This window comes from Nostoc sp. DedQUE09, assembly GCF_034530915.1.
Taxonomy (GTDB): Bacteria; Cyanobacteriota; Cyanobacteriia; order Cyanobacteriales; family Nostocaceae; genus Nostoc.
This window is the reverse complement of sequence record NZ_JAVRCE010000024.1, coordinates 13,398-33,813: the sequence shown is the minus strand read 5'-3', so window position 1 is coordinate 33,813 and position 20,416 is coordinate 13,398. Positions and strand designations below refer to the sequence as shown.

Genomic DNA, 20,416 nt, shown 5'->3' with positions numbered 1-20,416 from the left:
AATTATTCATAATAAACAAGATCCCCGACACTTTTACGAAGTCGGGGATCTAAGGGTTTCAATACTCTTAAAACTAGATAAATAAATTGTTTGTATTGCTATAACCCTTACCAATCGCTTGCTTTAGCATCATCCCAGACTTCCAATTTCAAGTCGCGGAGATAAGTTAACCCACTTTGAATTTGTGCATCTGTTCCTTGTAGCTCAAGGTCAAACCAACCATCCCCGACAGCATTGGCTCCCAAAATCGCTGCCGTGATATTCACAATCAGTCCATAGTCAGACACCAGGCGAGAAATAACAGGTTCCTGGTGATAATCTTTAGGAATTCTGAGTCGAATCCGTTTATTGGTAAGTGTATTGTCAGTAGTCATATCTGAATTATTTCAATCCCTAATCGGGATTGGTACAGAACTACTCTTAACCCTAACAGTAATTTTCTAATAGGTACTAAGTAGATCGTACCATGTCCCATGATTTGCTGGTATCCTATTCAAAAGATAACTACAATTGCTTGATTTTTCTATTCAACATCTTTAATACGGGTTTTCCGTTCTAGGATCTCCTTCAGCACCAAGGTTACTACTGCTAGCAAAGCTAATAGTACAGCCGCAGAGAAAGCCGCTTCAGTTTCGTATTGTTTGTAAGCGTCTTCTACAAACAATGGTAGGCTCTGGGTTTGGTCAGCAATGTTACCAGAGACGACGGAAACCGCTCCGAATTCACCCATTGCTCTGGCATTGGTCAAAATTAAACCATAGAGTAAGCCCCAACGGATACTGGGTAGGGTGACGCGCAGAAATATCTGCCAATCTTTTGCCCCTAGTGTTCTAGCAGCTTCTTCTTGATCCTTACCAAATTCTTCTAAAACAGGAATCACTTCCCGCGCCACAAAGGGCATACTCACGAAGGCTGTAGCCAATACCATACCTGGAAAGGCAAAGATTATCTTGATATCATGGTCTTGGAGCCAAGGGCCAAACCAGCCATTCCGACCGTAAAGTAGCACAATCATTAATCCTGCAACTACGGGCGAAATCGAAAAAGGCAGGTCAATAATGCTCAAAACTACGGCGCGTCCAGGAAATTTATGACGAGCGATCGCCCAAGCTGCACATAAACCGAATACCGTATTTAAAGGTAGAGAAATTACAGCTAATAATAATGTCAGCCAAGCTGCATGGATAAAAGCTGGTCGCGTCAGGTTGGATAGAAACGGCCCAACACCTTTGCTGAAAGCTTGGACAAAAACGTTAATTGCCGGGATATATTGAACTAGGGCTAAATAGGCGATCGCTATCCCAATTAAAACTATTGGTACCCAACTCTTCTGCTCTTTAGGCTTGGCCGTATGTGTATCAGATGCAGATGAGTGAAAACTTGGCTTATCTACTGTCATACCGCCTTGCCCATGCTTGTAAGAAATTAATTGCCAATAACAATACCAACGAAATTGATAGTAAAACTATGCCAATTACTGTTGCACCAGAATAGTCATACTGCTCTAAGCGTTGGAAAATCAGCACAGGTGCGATCAAATCTTGATAGGGCGTATTGGAAGAGATAATCACAGTCGAACCATACTCTCCAACTGCACGAGAGAAACCCAAGGCAACACCAGTCAAAATTGTGGGAAATAAAGGCGGCAAAATCACTTTCCAGAAGGTCTGCCATTGAGAAGCACCCAGACACCAAGCAGCTTCTTCAATTTCATGTTCCATTTCCTGAAGCACGGGTTGCACAGTTCTCACAATAAAAGGTAGTGAGATAAATATCATTGCTACCGCTACTCCCGTGCGGGTAAAAGACACTTTAATTCCCAGTGGCGTTAGTAGCGAACCTAGCCATCCGTTATCGCTGTAAACTGTTGCCAAGGTTAGCCCTGCTACCGAAGTTGGTAGTGCAAAGGGTAAATCTACTGTGGCATCAATCAAGCGCTTCAAGGGAAAGTCGTAGCGAACCAGAACCCAAGCAATCAGAGTTCCAAATACGCCATTGAGTAAGGCAGCAAATATTGCCGTCACAAAAGTTACGTTGTATGTTGCTAGTGCGATATCACTGGTTGCGATCGCCCAAAACCTAGATGGAGGTTCTGTAGCTGCTTTCAGGAACATAGCAACTATAGGGATAAACAACATCACCGTCAGGTATGCAATCGTGATTCGCCAAGTCCAAGGAACTCGCCCCAATCTCTTCCAGAATAGCGTTTTGCGTTCAACTTCCACAGACGGAGATACAGTTGTCATAGTGAAAAATTCAAAATTTAAAAACTACAAGAAGTTTTTTGCCACTGGTCGGTTGTTTTTTCTACTTACCACCGACCATTGACTAAAGACTAATTACCGTTTATTTTTGGGCTTGAATCTTGTCAAATACGCCCCCATCTGCAAAGAACTTCTTATCAATTGCTTCCCAACCGCCTAAGTCTGCAACAGTACCCAAAGTTTTAACCTTGGGAAATTTGTCTGTAACTTCTTTAGTTTGAGCTATAGTTTCATCCACAGGACGGAATCCCAATTTGACAAACTCTTGCTGTGCTTCTGGGGTATAGAGATATTTGACAAAAGCTTCAGCAACTTCGCGGGTTCCGTGCTTATCGACGTTTTTATCGACGACAGCGATTGGATTGTCAATGGATATATTCACGTCAGGAACAACATACTCAACCTTTTCGCCCTTTTGCTGTGCCAAAATAACTTCGTTTTCGTAGTTGATTAAGACATCACCCTGTCCTTGCTTGGCGAATGTATCAGTAGCTTCCCGTGCATCTTTAGGTAAGATTGGCACATTTTTGTAAACTTTAGTCACAAATTCAGTAGCTTTCGCCTCATCGCCACCTGTTTTAATCACAGAATCCCATAGTGCCAAGAAATTCCACTTAGCAACGCCTGATGTTTTGGGATTAGCAGTAATTAATTTGACACCATCTTTGGCTAAATCTGCCCAGTTCTTGATGCCTTTAGGATTGCCTTGACGAGTGACTATTGCTGCAACTGATTTGGAGACAATACCATTGTTGGGAACTTCTTTTTCCCATCCTGGCTGAATCAATCCAGCCTTCTCAATCTTTGAGGTGTCTCCAGCTAGTGCCAAGTGAACAACATCTGCTTCCAAACCATCAATAACGGCGCGTGTCTGGGAACCAGATCCGCCATAGCTTTGCTTGAAGACGACAGTTTGATTACGATCTTTCTTCCACTGTTCTACAAACTTAGGAATAATAGCTTCGTGAGCTGCTTTGGTGACAGCAAAGGAAACTAAAGTTAATTCAACATTATCTTTACTGGCAGCCACAGGGGTAGCACTAGCACCAGGGGTTTCAGAGGCAGAATTACTCCCAGTTCCACCAGAGCAGGCGGCAAGCGCCACACTCAATACAGTCCCTACCAAAAAGAGTGATACAAAGCCCTTGAGCGAACTTAGTCTGAACCGATACGTTCTATGTTCAACTATCGCTTGTAATCTTTTCAGTGGGCGTTGCCACAAACTCATTCCATTTCCTCCACTAAATCTACAGATAACTGATGGGAATACAGTTATATAGTGTTTATAATACTGGATGATTCCATCTATCTAGTTGCAAATACCAAAAAATCTCACATTCTTCATCAAGGTAATGGTGATTTTACCAGTTCTGTGAAAAATTAAAAATGCTTTTACTTTCAACTATCAAATTGTGTAGGCGCAGCCCGTCGTAGGCATCGCAATCAACTATCTGGTGCATCAAGCAACTTGCTAGGGAATAGCTAATCTAGCGTAGGCGTAGCCCGCACTTCGACAAGCTCAGTGACCATCGTAGATATCGACTTCGCTCAATGCAGTGAAACAAAATCAAATAACGTCTTGAGTGCAAGAGAAATTACTGTAGTGAGAAATATACGGCGCAACCAGAGGTTACTGAGTCTGAGAGCAACCCGGGATCCAACAACTCCACCAATAAACATAGTAATACTCAGAATAATACCTAGTTTGTAATCAACTATTCCATGCATAAAGAAAATAATGGTGGCAATCAGCGAAGAAAAAATATTGATAAATTTTGTGTTTGCGATCGCCTGTACAAATGTCATCCGAAATAGGCTGACATAAACTGCTGTGAGCATAGTGACATAGCCACCGCTAAAGAAACCACCATAAACACCAAGCACAAAAGTTGCCACATATCCACCAATTTCTCCTATTGGTGATGGTTTCCCTATTCTTGAAACTATTCCAGCTTTCCGATTGGTGATTGAAAACACGGCAACCACAATCATCAAAATCGAGATAATTAGAGGCATCGATTTTGAAGGTACAACTAAAACAAGTAATGCACCGATAATTGAGCCTAAAAGCGTTAGGGCAATCATGATTGGCAAGCGACTGCGGTCAATTGCTTTTTTACCAATAAAAGGCAATGTACCACCAACACTCATAAAGGTTAATGCCAACATATTAGTGGCAAGAGCAATACGCGGTTCAATACTCAATTGCAACATTACAGGGACGGTAATTAAAGAAGTGCTTCCTGTAATGACACTTATGACACTTGTGAGAAAGAAAATTGCAATGAGGAGGAGCAATTGGATAGTATTCATCAGAGAATTTTATTTTATGTTGTTAGGAATACATTTTCTACAATGATGTTTACAGTAAGTAGAAATATCCGTTACTCTTGTTTAAAATGAGTTACAGCATTTTCTTGACTATATTAATATAGATGTATTTCAGTGTAAAGACATAAAATTTATACCAACAAAATCGGTGTTTTATATAAGTTTGTAACAACTAAGTTGGGCAAAAATTATATAAATTGGTAAGTTACAAAAGTAATGTACATCTGTAATAAAAAGATCCCCAACTTCTTCAATAAGTCGGGGATCTGAGCCTCTGATTAAAAAGGAAATTAAATAGGATTGCTATATAGAGTTTCTATTTAATTTATGAACAAAATTACTTAATACAAACACCATGAAGAATAAAACCCATCTAGAAATTATCTAAATGGGCAAAATTGAATAACTACTTATTATTAAGTGAATGCATATTTCAGGGGCAAACCGTCCTGAAAAACTAGTAATTCTCCAGGCTGAATTTGTGTCCAAACTTCGTTGTCAGTCAGGGGTGTGGTAGCAATGACAGCGACGCGATCGCGTTCAGTAGTCACCTCCCGAAAATCTACGGTCATGTCTTGGTCAATTAAATGGGCAGCAGCAAAGGGCGCTTGGCGAACAATGTAGCTGAGTTTAGTTGAGCAATAAGCAAAAAAGTGTTCTCCATCTGACAACAAGTAGTTAAATATACCCATTTTTGCAATTAAACCAGTAATTTCTTGCAGCACAAGGTATAGTTCCTTGATATCGGGCTTACTTTTAGGAAAACGCGATCGCAATGTTTCTAGCATCATACAGAATGCTTTTTCACTATCGGTATCACCTACAGCTTGATAAAAGCCCAAATTTTCTGGATCAAAATCTGGCAAATTACCATTGTGGGCAAACACCCAATACTGACCCCACAATTCTCTGCGGAAAGGATGGCAATTGTGTAGGGCAATTTCACCCTGAGTAGCTTTGCGGATATGGGCTATGACATGGGTTGAGTGGATGGGATAACTCCGCACAAACTCAGCTACCGGAGAAGCAACAGAAGGTTGAGCGTCTAAAAACATTCGACATCCCTTTCCTTCAAAGAAAGCAATGCCCCAACCATCGCTATGGTCATCCGTTTTTCCTCCCCGTGCAGAAAACCCTTCAAAAGAAAAGCAAATATCCGTTGGAACATTGCAATTCATTCCGAGCAATTGGCACATTAGCTCTCAATTTTTGACTAAGGTCTCAGGATCAAGATACTTCAGAATGCTGCATTGATTCTGGAGCGATCGCTTCAATCTTAGAATTTAAGGCTGAGATATGCCAAATAATCCTCAAAAATAAAGAGTCTGCTTCTAGTTAGCATGATCGCACTATCCCAAAAGATGGTAGCGGCGGATATCTGGTGCAGCAGCCACTAAACCTTCGAGTTTAGCTGCTGCCGCTTGGAAATGGGGTGAATCTAGATGAGTATTCAGGGCTTCATGAGAAGCCCACTCTTCTACAAAAGTAAAGTCGGTTGGGTCGTACTGGTTTTGCAAAAGTTCATACTTAATCGCACCTGCTTCCTGACGAGTTGGCTCAATAAGTTCCAACAGTACAGCTTTTAATTCTTCTACTTTGTTAGGCAAAGCAATAACACGGGCAACAATCTGAATAGTTTGGTTTGTCATTTGTCATTGGTCATTTGTCATTGGTCATTAAGTCAAGAGTTAGGAATTCTTTCGCTGCTCCTCGGTCACTGAGCGTAGCCTCTCGTAGAGAAGTGCTGCTCCTCTGCCTCTACCCCTCTGCTTCCCTGTGGCTCTGGTATTAAAACTTATTAAAACATCTGCTGTAAATATTGTTCATAACCTAGTTGTTCTAGTTTTGCTTGCTTTGCAATTACTGATTCACATAAGGTTTGGCGATATTGTTGCACTTTTTCTAACAATTCTGGTTGGTGAGTTGCAAGTATCTGTACTGCTAAAAGTCCGGCATTTTTGGCATTACCGATCGCTACTGTTGCCACAGGAATACCACCAGGCATCTGTAAAATAGAATACAAAGAATCTACACCTTGTAAGTTACGAGTGGGTACAGGAACACCGATGACAGGAAGGGGAGTTAAAGACGCTACCATTCCAGGTAAATGGGCAGCACCACCGGCGCCAGCAATAATTACCTTAATACCGCGTTGGTGTGCAAGTTGAGCATATTGCACCATACGTTCTGGGGTGCGATGAGCCGAAACGATCGCAACTTCGCTCTCAACTTCAAATTCTTCACAAACTGCGATCGCATCTTTCATAGTGGGCAAATCGGAATCGCTGCCCATGATAATACCAACTAAGGGAGTCATAATAATTCAAAATTCAAAACTTGTACTGAGCGTAGCCGAAGTATTTAAAATTATTTGAGCTAGCTTATGGAAGCTACATGATGCGGATCATCATCTCATCTATTGGCGTTGTTTGAATTGATTCATTGATATTGGTTGCATCTAAAATCAGATTTAGCTCTCTTCTCGTCAGTGTGATGACCCAAGCAATACAAAATCCTGTAGATATTATCAATGCTAGAGTGACTGGTTACAAAGATTTGCAGATGCTCTTGGTTAATCAAGAGGGCATAATTGAGCAAATCTTGCCAATGGGTACAGTCGGGAAGGACATCTGTACATCCGTGATAGATGTTGCAGGTGACTGGATTTCATTGGGTGGCGTTGATTTGCAAATTAACGGTGCTTTGGGATTGGCATTTCCTGATTTGACGATTAAAAATGCTCATGTACTTCAGAAAATAACGAAATTTTTGTGGGATGTCGGGGTAGATGGATTTTTACCGACACTTGTGACAACTTCAGTAGAAAAGATTCAGCGATCGCTTGCAGTCATTGCTAATTGTACTCCCCTCTCCCTTGACGGAGAAGGGTTGGGGGTGAGGTCATCTGCCAAGATTCTCGGAGTCCATTTAGAAGGCCCATTTTTGAATTACCAAAAGCGCGGCGCACACCCAGCAGAGTACTTGTTACCCTTAACAATTGACGAGGTAAAGCGGGTTTTGGGAAATTATGCCCACGTCGTAAAAGTCATAACTTTAGCGCCGGAGTTAGATCCCACTGGCGAAGTAATTCCATATTTGCGTTCTTTGGGAATTACCGTTAGTTTAGGACATTCTCAGGCAACATCTGCCCAAGCGCAACTTGCTTTTGAACTCGGTGCAACGATGGTAACTCATGCTTTCAATGCCATGCCACCATTACATCACCGCGAACCAGGATTATTAGGGGCAGCAATTACTCATCCTGATGTGATGTGTGGTTTTATTGCTGATGGTAAACACGTTTCGCCCACGATACTGCAAATTTTACTCCGTGCTAGCTATCAAGAAAAAGGGCTATTTCTTGTGAGTGATGCCCTTTCACCTCTGGGGCTACCCGATGGCGTGTATCCTTGGGACAGTCGGGAAATTGAAGTTAAAAGCGGTACAGCACGATTAGCGGATGGCACCTTATCGGGGACGACTTTACCCTTATTAGTGGGAGTGCAGAATTTGGTAAAGTGGGGGATTTGTGATGTGGAGACTGCTATTTTGCTAGCTACAGATGCACCTAGACAAGCAATTGGTTTGCCTGGAATTTCCAAGAGTCAACCTGCTAATTTATTACGCTGGCATTGGGATGAAACGACAAAAGAACTAACTTGGCAGCGATTATTGGGCTAAATTTCGCTTCAAAGTGACACGGGAAGAAGCGTTAATTATACTCAGTAAAAATGTACATTTGTGAGATAGACATCATAAATCAATGGATATAGGTCTACTTGTTAAATTTCTCGCTCCCTGTCTGCCATTTCTGTTAAATGTGGGCAATAAAGCTGTAGAAAAAACATCTCAATGGCGAAGCGATCGCATGGTTTAATTTAGGTCTGTCATTAGAAAACCTCAACCGAGAATCAGACGCGCTGGGTGCTTATCACAATGCCCGTGAACTATATCAAGTAATGGGACTTGATGCTAATGTGCAAGATTGCAACAATGTGATTGAGCGTCTTTCTCAACCAAAAACGCCTGTAGTCTCCCGTCGTGGGTTTTGGGTGTGGTTGCATCGGTTGTGGCGTTGGGTATGCTCTTAGGTTCGGCGGTAATATTAATTTACTATCTTATGAAAAGAGAAATAGTGGGCTATTTTTCAACTATATGCTGCAAAAACCACTAGTCAGTCTGTTAACTATGGGATTGCTTGTACAACCTATTGCTACTCACTCCCAGGCTTTAACCTATAATTACAACAATGCAAATGTATCTGAGCAATCCTTACTAATAAGCCAATTTAGACCAGGGGCTAGTTGTGAAGCCAACGATAACTTAAGTTTGTTTGCTGATACTTTTATTAGTGTGTGCCGAAAAGCATCGATTAGGCGGGAGTTTCCGAGCGAGTTTCTGAGCTCTTATTTAGAAGACATCAAAAAAAACAGATCGGCTAGTGGTAAAAAAGCTTGGAAGTTATTGAATGATAATAGATTCAAAAAATAGCTGGAGAGAACATGAAATGGAAACTAAAAGTGTAAATAAAGCAGAATCTTTCTATATTGCTATAATTCTCTACAAATCATCTTCAGATAAACCTGATTATCAACCTTTGTACCAAGAAAGCTTTGTTTTGATTAAAGCCACTTCTTTAGAGGAAGCAAAAGCAAAGGCTTTGAATTATGGTAAAAATGAAAGTGTCAGATATACAAATGAAAATGGAGAAACCATTACTTGGTCTTTGCAGCAAGTGGTAGACGTGAATTCAGTGTTATATGATGACTTTGATTCATCTGAGGATATTGTTGATTTATATGCTCGACATTTTCGTAACTATGAGGCTTACCAGTCATTTGAGCCATTATTATCTCAAGAACAATTTGGAGAATAGTTATCAAACTACGCGATCGCTCTTGTCGATTCTCATCACTGAGACAAAAGCGATTGCAAGTGTTTTCTCTTTTTAATGCTATTGACTTCCCCACATCACGAGTGAGGTTCTCCAAGCAACACAATTGAACACTTCAATTCTCGAAGTAACTGCGTTGTCACTTCGCTGACGGCTAATCCCCCGGCTGTGCGATAACGAACGGAACGTAACACCGCTAAATCAAATGCCTGAGCTTCCCGAATTATGGTTCTAGCAATATCATCACCCTTGATTGTTTGGATATTCGTATTCACCTGTAACTGACCTTTAGAAGTAATATCAGACAATTGAGATACAAAGTTTTCCACCCGAGTCGGTGGTGTTTTGCGATCAGATACGTGTAACAGCACTACTTCTGCCTGATTAACATCAGCCAAAATCTGGGCAAATCTCAAAGCGCCTATAGTTTCCCGCGTTAAGTCTCCAACTGGTACAAGAATTCTTTGAATTGTCTTAGGACTACTTAAGAGGCGTGTTACTGCTACTGGACAGTGAGAAGACCAGAAAACGCTATCAATTACATTACCAAATAAGCGGGCACGCAAACCTGTGGTCTGCGACCAACCCATGACTACTAAACTAGCGTTTTGTTCTCGACTAGTGCGGCTAATCCCCAAAGCTGCATCATCATCAATCCGAATTGCTGGTGATACTTCCACCTGAAATTCTTGGCTGATTTCTTTAGCTAAATTCAATCTTTCCCGGCTTTGATTAAGCGCTGTCACTAATTGCGGATCATCCATCTGAATATGTGCTCTAGTAATAGCTAATGGCACAATTTTTCCAGATTCATGACTAGCCAGTAGTGCTGCCATTTCGATTAAATAGCGCTGGGTTTGGGGGTTGTATATTGGTACTAGTACAGTAAATGGATATTGATTTTTCTCTACTTGTTCATCTTCATTACCTTGCCACCAAGTCGTCAAACTATCTGTTTCAAAATCTGTCTGAGAAAGCTGTAGTGAAGGAGCAAATCGTGCTGTTATTATGGGCCCCATAATTGCAGTTACCAGCATAAGCACAATCACACTGTTTAAGACAGCTTCACTGATTAAGCGCTCACCAGCAGGATTTACCGTTTGATAAGCAACCAAGGTTGCTGCTAGTGTGGCTGCTACCTGTGGTAGCGACAATGACCACATCGTTAGCAATTCCGCCGTGTTGTAGCGATACAATAATTTGGCTAAGAATGCTGCTATAAATTTGCTGCCAATCAAAGCTACTACAATTACCAAAGTCAGCCAAATTGAACTGAGGGTTTTGATAAATGCAGGAATATTAATCAATAATCCCATGTCCACAAAGAAACAAGGGATAAATAAAACACTACCAATAAACTCGATTTTTTCTCTGACTGGGCTACGTCCTAGAACATCGTTGACAGCTAAACCTGCTAAAAAAGCACCAACAATTTTTTCAACTCCAATTACCTGCGCTCCAACAGATGCCAAAAATAATGCTAATAATATAAACAAAAACTGGTTACTTTGTTCATCCCCAGAGCGGCGAAAAAACTCTTTTCCTGCCCAGTCAAAGCCAAACAGGACAACAGCAGTGTAAATTGCTAATCCACCCAATAAAATTCCTAAACTCATGGCGGAGAATTCTCCTCCATGAATTCCAACACAAATTGCCAACACTAACAAAGCACCTGTGTCAGTAAAAATTGTTGCCCCAATCGTGACGGTTACAGCTTCATTCGTTACCACTCCCAGACGACTCACAATTGGATATGCCAAGAGGGTATGAGAGGCTAGTAAAGAACCAATGAGGAAGGAGGCATTCCAACCAAAATTGAATAATTGTCCTGTAGCAATGCCAGCAATCATTGGAACTAAAAATGTTAAAGTGCCAAACCCGATTGAGCGATTTCTAGTTTTACGAAACTGCTCTAAGTCAATTTCTAAACCTGCCACAAACATCAAATAAAGTTTGCCGATTTCAGAGAGCAGGTTGATAGTTTCAGACTCAGGATTTAACAACTTTAGTCCATTTTGTCCTAGCAATATACCTGCAACCAACAACCCCACTAATCCAGGTAGTCGCAGTCGCTCAAATATCGGAGGGACAGTAAAGATTACTGTTAGGAGAATTGTAAATGCAACAATAGGACTGTCTGTGAGCGAGTTCAGTGTCATGTGTAATAAATCAGCCTAGATAGTAGATGTACAATAAGCATACGAAACTTTACTTAATTTCTTTTGTATAGTTCAGTTTTATTGGTTAAATATAATTAAATTTTTAACAGCATAATTGTTGCGATCGCAATTCAACTCTATCTTAGGGAGGTATTTTTTATACCCATAGATATAAATTTCGATGAGATTTGAGGTTGCAAAAATTATGGGTATTTAAATAGTTATAAATAGTATTTAGCGATCGTGAATCGTGAACCCATAAAAACTAGCAGTTTTCATTTAAAATAAACAAATATTAGCTGAACATTTATTTAAACGGAAAAATAATGCCAACAGCTTATGAAATTACAACATCAAATTTGGTAATATAGACCAATTCCAAGTAATTGTATAAATATCGCAATTTAGTGATTTATTTCAAAATAAATCGCTGTTATAAACAAAAAGTATATCTAAAAGCTATAAAACCCAAGCTAATTCAGTATTTTGCTTGTTAAGCCAGTACAACTTCAATTTTGCGCGTCTGGATTAGAATTCGACACCCTGAGTTCCTCTATGTACGTAAGTATCCTTGCTTATTGGCGAACTATCATCTGGAAAAATCTGGAAGACCGCTCTTATGGGTTCCTATCAATGATAATTTTAAGCATTGGGAACCCCTAAAAATCGAAGTTTATGAACGCAGCCGACGACAAAACGATTGTTCGCGAGTATTTCAATTCCACAGGGTTTGACCGTTGGAAGCGAATCTACGGCGATGGCGAAGTCAACAAAGTCCAATTAGACATCCGCAATGGACACCAGCAAACTGTGGATACAGTTCTCAGTTGGCTGAAGGCTGATAACAATTTACCAGAGCTATCAATCTGTGATGCTGGGTGTGGTGTCGGTAGTCTCAGCATTCCCCTGGCGGTAGATGGTGCCAAAGTCTATGCCACCGATATTTCGGAAAAAATGGTAGAAGAAGGCAGAGATAGAGCAAAGCAAACTTTGGGAAATACCGAAAATCCTACTTTTGCCGTGCAGGATTTGGAATCGTTGAGTGGTAGCTACCATACCGTTATTTGCCTAGATGTTCTCATCCATTACCCTCAAGAAAAAGCCGATGAGATGATATCTCACCTCTGTTCTTTGGCACAGTCGCGGATAATTCTCAGTTTTGCGCCGAAAACCTGCGCCTTGAGTATACTCAAGAAAATTGGCAGTTTCTTTCCTGGGCCAAGTAAAGCCACTCGTGCATATTTGCATCGTGAGACTGATGTGGTGAAAATTTTGGAAAGCAATGGCTTTTCTTTGCAACGACGGGCAATGACGAAGACTCGCTTCTATTTTTCTCGCCTGCTGGAAGCTACACGCAATTAAGGTTCAAATCGCAGCAAAGGTATAATAAGCCTCTTGCTGCGATTTGACAGATTTTGAAACCTGGAAATGCGAACAGATCATCAAGCAAAAAGAAATTATTTAAAGTAATATTTAATAGCGATATTTTTGTGAAAAAACCGAAAATATTGGTTACACAGATGCTCCGATTACTAAGATTCGAAGTTTTGAAAGTGTCATTAAGTGCAGGTTTGGACATTTTTAGTTGCAGTTCGCTACGGCTATATTTTAAACACTAAGTAGACCAAGTAAAAATAAGTTTCTCGGCTCAAAAACTCCATCTGACTCTGAAAACTGCGATAGCGAGTAGTAGGTGTGGGAGACGAATGTGCATCCATTCCTAAGCCTCGTGCCATCAATACGGCTCGCTTCATATGTAATGGATCGCTGACAATAAGAAACTTAGTTAATTGGTGAGCATTCGCTACTTCCAAAGCATTTTTGAGGTTCTGGTGAGTTGTCCGAGATTGAGTCTCAATGAGAATATCAGCAGCTTTTACCTGTTGTGCGATCGCATAATTTTTCCCAACTATAGCTTCAGCTGGTTCATTACTCTCGCCAACTCCGCCAGTAAAAATGATTGTCTTAACAGATCCATTTTTATATAAGTTAATGGCGTGGTTGATTCGCTCCCTGAAAACAGGAGATGGTTCATCTTTCCAAACTGCCGCTCCTAAAACAATTGCTGCATCTGCCTTGATATTATTAGTAGTGCTGCCATATAAATAAATACTTGAGGCAGAAGAAGCGATCGCCACCAACAAGGCAGATATCAAAGCCACTGTCAGCAAAATTAACCATTTTTTGGGAATTTTGTAATTGAGCATGGGGCGTTGTCCTATTTTTCATTCTTAGTTTCAATATCTAAGCTAAGTGCATAAGTCCTAAATATCTATGGCAACCGTGATTCAAGAGAGTCAGTACGCAACGTTTTGCTCAAGGGCGATCGCAGTCTTGACGGTTTAACCTGGGACTGAATACTTTACTGTCGGCACTTTTCGAGAGATGTCAAGATCATCTCAAATGCCGAACGTTGTAGTGCTGGAGCTGACGCTCTATCTAGTTAAACTAATTTTTCAATATCACCATAGGCACGGTAGAATCCACCACTGGCTGATTCACCTATTTCTTGAACAAGGTAACGCGCACCTTCAATACGAATATCTGGCAGAGGTATTGATTCTCGCCTGCCTACTTAGCAGTCCTTGAAAGGGAGGTATAAGAGACGGTGAAAGAATTCTCATGTTTGAGATTGGTTTCATCGAAGGTATCGAATTAGGAAAAAACTTCTAACGCGATCGCAAAATTCCGAAATTGACTACTTGGGGAGTGGAGAAGGAAATAACAGCGATTTTATCAATAGCGTAAAGGTAAGTAAATATGAATCATTTTATGGGTTTTTGATTATATTCCAAATCATTATTTCATAAGGATTTGAGACTAAGTTGTTACTCCCTCAAAGAGCAACAAGGAAAACTTGGCAAAATTTTGATTTTACAATAAGGTTAAGCAAAAATGTTCAAAAGGAAATCTTTAATCGGTATTGTTATTCCGATTGCTGTTTTGTTAGGAAGTTGCGGAGATAATTTTAAGTCTGTAGAAAACTTTAGCAAGAGCAAAGAGATAGTTGAACGAGCTTCTAATGATTTTGCTGAAGATATTTACCAATCTTGTTTACGACGTATTAAATATACTCCATTAGTTCTTGATAGTGGAATCTCCGATCGCAATAAGAGGCGAGAAGGTTGTGAGAGAATTGAGCGAGTTGATTCTGAGAATTTTCAAACAGTAGTCAATATTTTAATTGACTATATGGATGCTCTAGGTGCTATAGCAAGCGGAAAAAATTTATCTTTAGATAACTCAATAGATGAATTGGGTCAAAGTATCAAAGATTTATCAATTAATGGTAATAAACTAGATGCAGATGCAGTTGATGGAGGCAGTGAAATACTCAAAGTATTATTTGATTTAGCAACAAAGAAAATCCGAAAAGATGCTCTACAAAAAGCAATTGTTTGTACTAATGATCCTATCCATAAATATGTCACTGGTAATTCAGTTCCAACGGCTGATGAAAATGGAGTCGATATTTATAAACCTGCTAAAGGAGGCTTAATATTTATTGTACAAAATAACTACCTTAACGAGGCAGGAACTTTGGGCATAGAAGCAAACGCAATTAATACTTACTATGAACCTTACTTTGCTACTTTAAAAAAGCTAGGTAATGATAGAGAAATCAATTCCAATAATTATCAACAAGTTGTCGATCAAATTACAGTAGGTGAAAAATTAACAGAAGACTACAATAAATCTATGGAAATAGTGACTGAAAAAGAGCAAGCAGCTAGGGCTTATAATGAAATTCTTTTTAGTACAGTTAAGACCCATAATCAACTGAGGAAAGAATTTGAAGAAGGGCTAAAACCTCAAGAGGTTACTCGATTATGTCAGTTTAATGCTAAAGTTTCATTCAAAAAAATAGATGAGAAAAAAATGAAACGTATTCAAACAATTCTCAATGAGTACGTTATCTCAGTTAAACCTCTAATAAAAGAAGTTGATCGCGCTTTTTAACTAAGTTTTCTTGAATGATTTTCAATCACTAATTTATTATTTTGAAAAACAGGGTTGTTGTTTATGTCATTAGTTAAAAATGCAATTACCAGACAGGATTGGGAAAATCCTTCTTCTTTGAGAGATCGGATACTAAAGCTACAGATTGCTATTCGGGAAAGAGCGAAAAAGCTTTCCAACGATCAACAAATTAGCCTGAATCAATTTCGGGAAATTAGTAATGAGTGTCAAAAAATTTTGGACTTTGTTGCTGAGATTAATAGTAGACAATTTAATCAAGTTTTAACAGATATGGATGAAGCAGTTAAGAAAATAACTGAGGCTACAAGTTCTCTTGATCAAGCGGCTGCAAAAATTCAAGAAACTCAGAATTTTTTTGATATTTTAAGTGGGTTAATCAGATTAGGGGAAGTTATTTCAAACGCGATTGTAAACGCCGGTGTAGCTACAATTGGTACTGTAGTTAGGGAACTTAGAGATATTGGCGACCGGCTTAATACCTAATACCATTTCTTTATGAAGCAGCACCAAATTTTCTTTTTTTGTGTCCAACTCTGACGAGACGCTGCACGTTGGCAGAAGCCTCTCGCAGAGAAAGCGGTTCGTTTCTAATATACTTTGGTGCATCTTCATACAGAATTGATATAAGTAGTCAGATAGTGCGATCGCCTGTCTAATTAGTTTAATCCTTAGCTGACCTATTCCCATGATTGAAATTCATCAATGGCGCTACGAATTAAGGAAGTTATTTGAGCGCGACGAGTTTCAAAGTTGGCGGCGATATAAATCAGTAAGATGCCAACTAGCAAGCCAACAACCCATTTTAAAAAGGAGTACTGTAAGCTGAAAATTACCGATTGATAGATTGTCGTAATTAAAAAAGTGGCTGTACCAATGTAGAGAAAAGCCCGTACTCGTAAAGCTAACCCAGCAAAAATGGCGATGAGACTAAAAACACCCGGTATCCAAGCTGTATTTTGATTAAATAAAATTGCCCACCCACAAATTAAACCACTCCCTAGCACTCTCAGAAGATGACGAGATGTTTTGTACTCTGGTAGCTTCAGTTGGGTATCTACTTGAGCAATATAAAGCAGTGATAACCCAATTGGTGTTACATACCACAAAGCATCAGTTAGGCGTAAAGAATCAAACCAACGGTAAAGTGCCCAATCAATCAACGCCACACTAATATAGGTGAAACGGATGTTTTCACCTACTTTTGCTAAAAAGATGTAAAATCCAGCTGCGAGTACTAAGGTAATGGGGTAAGTTTGCAGTCTGGTTTCCCATAAAATTATCAATGGTGTGATGTATGCAGCTTGTTGCCAAGGTCTTTTAGACCAACCCCAACTTTCCCAAGGTAGGATGTACAGAAAGTAGGCTACCACACAAGCGATCGCACCATTCCAAGGAACTAATGGCCCAGCCCAAAATCGCCCTACTGCTGTCTCCCGCCAATAAATCCTCATCCCGGCTACCTCTAATAAGCCAAGGTAAACCCACATCTCGGCGATTGTAATTCTTCCCAAGATACTGGGGGAAGTATGCGAATTTCGTCCCTGAAAGACAGCATAGCGAATCAAAAATACTCCAGTTCCCAATCCCACCAAACGGTTAACTGCAATGGGAAGAGGAATGGCAGCCATTAATAAACAGCTACTCCAAACCCAGTGAATATGGGCAATTCTTTTCAATTCTTGGGGAGTTAGGTGTAAGTAGCTGACAAGCCTTGGCGACAGAAGGCGGTAAGCATACATGATACTTGCGCCAAGGGCAGACATGGCAATTAATCCATCACCTAATGCTCCTCCTGAAGCTTGTGACATTTGATAGAACAAAAGTTCATAAGCAGAAATTGATACGCCAATAATTCCTAAGTAAAGCAAGGGTTTAAAGCTCTCGCGCCGTCGCCCTACGCCAATAATAATTAAAGCGACACCCAAGGAATACAAACCTGTCCACTCGGTGAAGGTGTTCAAACGCAGCAATACACTAAATGCACTATAAATTAATGGCAAAATGTGAAGGCTGCTAGGAAACCTTTCTAATTGATGTCGTCGCCGCCACCACTCGCCGACAAGTTGAGTAATTAAACCCAAGGCGATGTTTGCAATTGCGATACTCACGATTGAGGGTTCCCCCAACCCTAGCACCTGAGCAATTAACAATTCCAAACACCAACCGATACCATAAAATGCCCAATTTGTCGGTTCTCGCCAACTGCGATAAACAATGGCTGCCAAGGTAATTACAGTGGCAATTAAGAACAAAAATCCCGATGTTGTAAACCCTTGGTAAATCAGCACTGAGTGCAGCGTCAAACTTAATAATTCAACACTACATAAGGCGATCGCCCATTTATCGCTAGCGGCTGCATAGATAACTGCTAATTCGTTACCGCGTTGGTTTAAAACAGTGGTCACTGAGTTTACGGTGAGCGCAGTCGAACTGCGGCGCCGAAGTGTCCGCGCTAACCATAGACTTAGAGTTGCGATCGCTCCGACAACAAACCAACCAGCTACCGCTAGGCGAGGTAAACCAGTTACACCCGTCCACAGCAGCGCCCCAATGAAACTTAAAACAAACCCTTCTGTAATTACCGCAGATACTTGGTTTCGCAAATAGTGCGTATTTACAAACATCAATCCAGCACCTATAGCCAAACCGATTAATCTGATTCCTGGTAGTTGTAAAGTCAGTAACTGGGCAACTATTACAGCCAAGACACTCAAGTAACGGCTAGTAGTCCGACGCTCGATAATTGCGGTATTGGCAACACCTGTGAGAGCTAAAGGCGTAACTAGCCATAAAACTCCCCAATCAGATCGGTTATCAGTGATGCCATACCAAGATGATTCTGAATTTATCCACAAAAGGAAAAAACTAGCTGCGGCTAATCCTAAACCGATATCCCATGCACTACGTTGCCACAGTCCTTCCTGCAAGCTGAATCGCCATTCTGCAACCATCAGAGTCAATAAAATAGTTGCCCAGCCTTGTTGAGTCAGGCTTGGGAATAACCAATTAATGGTAAAGCAAAACGTCAGCACCCCCATAATGTGAGTTAGGTATACCAAGGGAAGAGATGAGGGGGAGCGGCGTTGAGTAACGAATGCGAGAGTGGCGGTAGAAAATAGCAGATTTAGCGATCGCAATGCAGGATTTCCTAGAGCGATTGTTGTTAAAAAAGCTCCAAATAACAGAGTGAGCAGTTCGCCAAATTTAGCTAATTCTCGCTTTTGGCGGCGATACAAATTATCTGTAAGCGCCACCATCAAAATTACGTAGGGAAATAAAGCTATACCCAGTAGCGCCCAAGGTTCATTTTGAGAATTGGTGAGTTGGGTAGTAGTTGCGATCGCTAATTTTTGTAAGTTATCAGGTACTAATCGCCAACCTAGCCAAATCGTCTCTAAGCCGATGACAAAAACCCCTGCAAAGTCTCGCTTTAAACTGTACCGCCACAAGCGACTGCCCACAAACCACAAACCCAAACCACTGACAGCTATTGCTTGCCAAGGATAATTTACAACCGATACCACCCAACCCAAAAAGAGTAAAACGCCTCCAAGTCTTTCCCAGAGTAAGAGAGATGAAGTAGATGAGGGAGACGAGGAGAATATTAATGTTACTTCCCCTGCCCCCCTGCTCCCCTGCCCCTCTGCCCCCCCGCTCCCCTGCTCCCCTGCCCTCCTCCTTCCCTGCTGTGCTAGCCAAGTCATCAACCAGCCGCAAATGCCAATAGCTAACCCCAACAATGTGACATTTACCTTAGTAACAAAAATTGCCCGTACTAACAATACTATTAAAGAATAAATAATTACAGCAGCAGGTAAGCTAATACTTACCTTCTGGCGATCGTCGTTGACAGTAGGAGGTTGTTGGAAAAGATTGTGATAAACGGTAATGATAGTTGTGCCAATGGTTGCCAGATAAACAGCAATTAAAGGAAATCCTCTTAACTGCCAACCCCAATGCAGATAACTCAGCCCTAGAATATTTATCAGAGGTAATTTGCCAGGATGTAAATTGGCAAAAATAGTCCGATTTTTGGAGAGTAAAACAGTTATAGCAGTCAGGGTAGGACAGGCGATCGCAACTACAATCCAATCCACAGGATTTTGCCACAATTTGAAGCTATCCATTGCCCAAAAATTTACTGGCACTAACAAAAGAGTGGCAATCAGCAATGTCTGAGCCGTCAATCTGAGGTTATTTTGCCTAGTCGCCCAAAAGCTTAATCCCCAAAAACTCAAAGTATAAGCAAATAAAACCCCGTACTGTCCAGCAGCGGGAAACCTCGCCCATTGACTAGCAGCCAGTACCCCAGAAGATACAACTACCAAGAAAACCCCTAGAAAAAGTAACCAACGCACACTCAGTTCTGCCCCCAAAGACTGCAACATTGTGCCGATGAAGTTGGGTTTAGCTGGTTTTTGTTGTGGTTGTTTACGACTACTAGATTGTAAAGCGGCTATGGGTAACTGCTCCAATGGGTCGGAAGTTGCAAATCTTACCTTTGTTTTAGCTTCAGCTTGGGGTTGCAACACCACCGCACACACCAGAAACTCTCGACATAACTGCCTAACCTGGGCATCAGATATCAGACCTAAACGCAGCCATATATCCAGTCCTTCTAATAACTGAGGATGGGAAGATGGCAGTCTGATTTCAAGGTTTAGCGGGCGCTCAAGGGGTGATGACATAAGCGGCAGCAGTACAAGTATATACTTAAATTATTTGTTTAATTAAAGTATATTTTTGCTCTAACTGTGCCACTTATAAGGCTAATTGATATTAATTTT

Annotated in this window: 18 protein-coding genes; 7 read left to right on the top strand and 11 right to left on the bottom strand. The window is 40.7% G+C overall.

The genetic code is table 11. The annotated features are described in order from the left end of the window. Positions 1-107: 107 nt before the first annotated feature. From RMY27_RS16850 to purE, 8 genes are all read right to left on the bottom strand, one after another. Positions 108-374, bottom strand: a complete 267-nt coding sequence (locus RMY27_RS16850) for an NIL domain-containing protein (RefSeq protein ID WP_322665092.1) — start codon at positions 372-374, stop codon at positions 108-110. A gap of 149 nt (positions 375-523) precedes the next feature. Next, positions 524-1,399, bottom strand: a complete 876-nt coding sequence (cysW, locus tag RMY27_RS16845) for a sulfate ABC transporter permease subunit CysW (protein ID WP_322665090.1) — start codon at positions 1,397-1,399, stop codon at positions 524-526. Next, positions 1,386-2,246 carry a sulfate ABC transporter permease subunit CysT gene (gene cysT / locus RMY27_RS16840; RefSeq protein WP_322665088.1) on the bottom strand — a complete coding sequence of 287 codons (861 nt, stop codon included), beginning with the start codon at positions 2,244-2,246 and terminating at the stop codon, positions 1,386-1,388. The genes cysW and cysT overlap by 14 nt, the downstream gene beginning before the upstream one ends. Before the next feature lie 100 nt (positions 2,247-2,346). Continuing rightward, positions 2,347-3,492, bottom strand: a complete 1,146-nt coding sequence (locus RMY27_RS16835; RefSeq protein ID WP_322665087.1) for a sulfate ABC transporter substrate-binding protein — start codon at positions 3,490-3,492, stop codon at positions 2,347-2,349. 320 nt (positions 3,493-3,812) lie between these two features. After that, positions 3,813-4,577 (bottom strand): sulfite exporter TauE/SafE family protein, encoded by a 765-nt coding sequence (locus RMY27_RS16830; RefSeq protein ID WP_322665084.1) that lies wholly within the window; start codon positions 4,575-4,577, stop codon positions 3,813-3,815. A 434-nt stretch (positions 4,578-5,011) separates the two neighbouring features. Beyond that, positions 5,012-5,791, bottom strand: a complete 780-nt coding sequence (locus RMY27_RS16825; protein ID WP_322665082.1) for a class II glutamine amidotransferase — start codon at positions 5,789-5,791, stop codon at positions 5,012-5,014. Between the two features lie 153 nt (positions 5,792-5,944). Next, positions 5,945-6,244, bottom strand: coding sequence for a putative quinol monooxygenase (locus tag RMY27_RS16820; RefSeq protein ID WP_322665081.1), 300 nt, complete (start codon positions 6,242-6,244; stop codon positions 5,945-5,947). A 149-nt stretch (positions 6,245-6,393) separates the two neighbouring features. Next, positions 6,394-6,912: a 5-(carboxyamino)imidazole ribonucleotide mutase gene (gene purE, locus RMY27_RS16815; protein ID WP_322665079.1), complete on the bottom strand. Its 519-nt coding sequence runs from the start codon at positions 6,910-6,912 to the stop codon at positions 6,394-6,396. A 176-nt stretch (positions 6,913-7,088) separates the two neighbouring features. Between purE and nagA the strand changes: the two genes are divergently transcribed. The 4 genes from nagA (at position 7,089) to RMY27_RS16795 (ending at position 9,471) form a co-directional block, all read left to right on the top strand. Beyond that, the gene (gene nagA / locus RMY27_RS16810; RefSeq protein WP_322665077.1) at positions 7,089-8,276 is read left to right on the top strand and encodes an N-acetylglucosamine-6-phosphate deacetylase; all 1,188 of its coding nucleotides are present in this window, start codon (positions 7,089-7,091) and stop codon (positions 8,274-8,276) included. Between the two features lie 278 nt (positions 8,277-8,554). Then, positions 8,555-8,686 carry a hypothetical protein gene (locus RMY27_RS16805; protein WP_322665075.1) on the top strand — a complete coding sequence of 44 codons (132 nt, stop codon included), beginning with the start codon at positions 8,555-8,557 and terminating at the stop codon, positions 8,684-8,686. A gap of 64 nt (positions 8,687-8,750) precedes the next feature. Continuing rightward, complete coding sequence (locus tag RMY27_RS16800; RefSeq protein ID WP_322665073.1) at positions 8,751-9,086, top strand: hypothetical protein; 336 nt, start codon at positions 8,751-8,753, stop codon at positions 9,084-9,086. Then, on the top strand, positions 9,064-9,471 hold the full coding sequence (locus RMY27_RS16795; protein ID WP_322665071.1) for a DUF4288 domain-containing protein: 408 nt from the start codon (positions 9,064-9,066) through the stop codon (positions 9,469-9,471). Before RMY27_RS16800 ends, RMY27_RS16795 begins: the two co-directional genes overlap by 23 nt. A 95-nt stretch (positions 9,472-9,566) precedes the next feature. On the opposite strand, the gene RMY27_RS16790 is transcribed toward RMY27_RS16795, so the two are convergent. After that, positions 9,567-11,648, bottom strand: a complete 2,082-nt coding sequence (locus RMY27_RS16790) for a cation:proton antiporter (RefSeq protein WP_322665069.1) — start codon at positions 11,646-11,648, stop codon at positions 9,567-9,569. A 675-nt stretch (positions 11,649-12,323) separates the two neighbouring features. On the opposite strand from RMY27_RS16790, the gene bchM reads away from it, so the two are divergent. Then, entirely contained in the window at positions 12,324-13,010 is a 687-nt protein-coding gene (gene bchM / locus RMY27_RS16785; RefSeq protein ID WP_322665067.1) for a magnesium protoporphyrin IX methyltransferase, read from the top strand. A gap of 239 nt (positions 13,011-13,249) precedes the next feature. Here the strand turns inward: bchM and RMY27_RS16780 are convergent, their stop codons facing one another. Then, complete coding sequence (locus RMY27_RS16780) at positions 13,250-13,855, bottom strand: YdcF family protein (protein ID WP_322665065.1); 606 nt, start codon at positions 13,853-13,855, stop codon at positions 13,250-13,252. A gap of 688 nt (positions 13,856-14,543) precedes the next feature. Here RMY27_RS16780 and RMY27_RS16775 point away from each other — a divergent pair. Further along, on the top strand, positions 14,544-15,608 hold the full coding sequence (locus RMY27_RS16775; protein ID WP_322665063.1) for a hypothetical protein: 1,065 nt from the start codon (positions 14,544-14,546) through the stop codon (positions 15,606-15,608). Positions 15,609-15,671: 63 nt separating this feature from the next. Next, positions 15,672-16,112: a hypothetical protein gene (locus tag RMY27_RS16770; RefSeq protein ID WP_322665061.1), complete on the top strand. Its 441-nt coding sequence runs from the start codon at positions 15,672-15,674 to the stop codon at positions 16,110-16,112. Between the two features lie 194 nt (positions 16,113-16,306). Here the strand turns inward: RMY27_RS16770 and RMY27_RS16765 are convergent, their stop codons facing one another. Next, positions 16,307-20,317 carry a DUF2157 domain-containing protein gene (locus tag RMY27_RS16765; RefSeq protein WP_322665059.1) on the bottom strand — a complete coding sequence of 1,337 codons (4,011 nt, stop codon included), beginning with the start codon at positions 20,315-20,317 and terminating at the stop codon, positions 16,307-16,309. Positions 20,318-20,416: the final 99 nt, after the last annotated feature.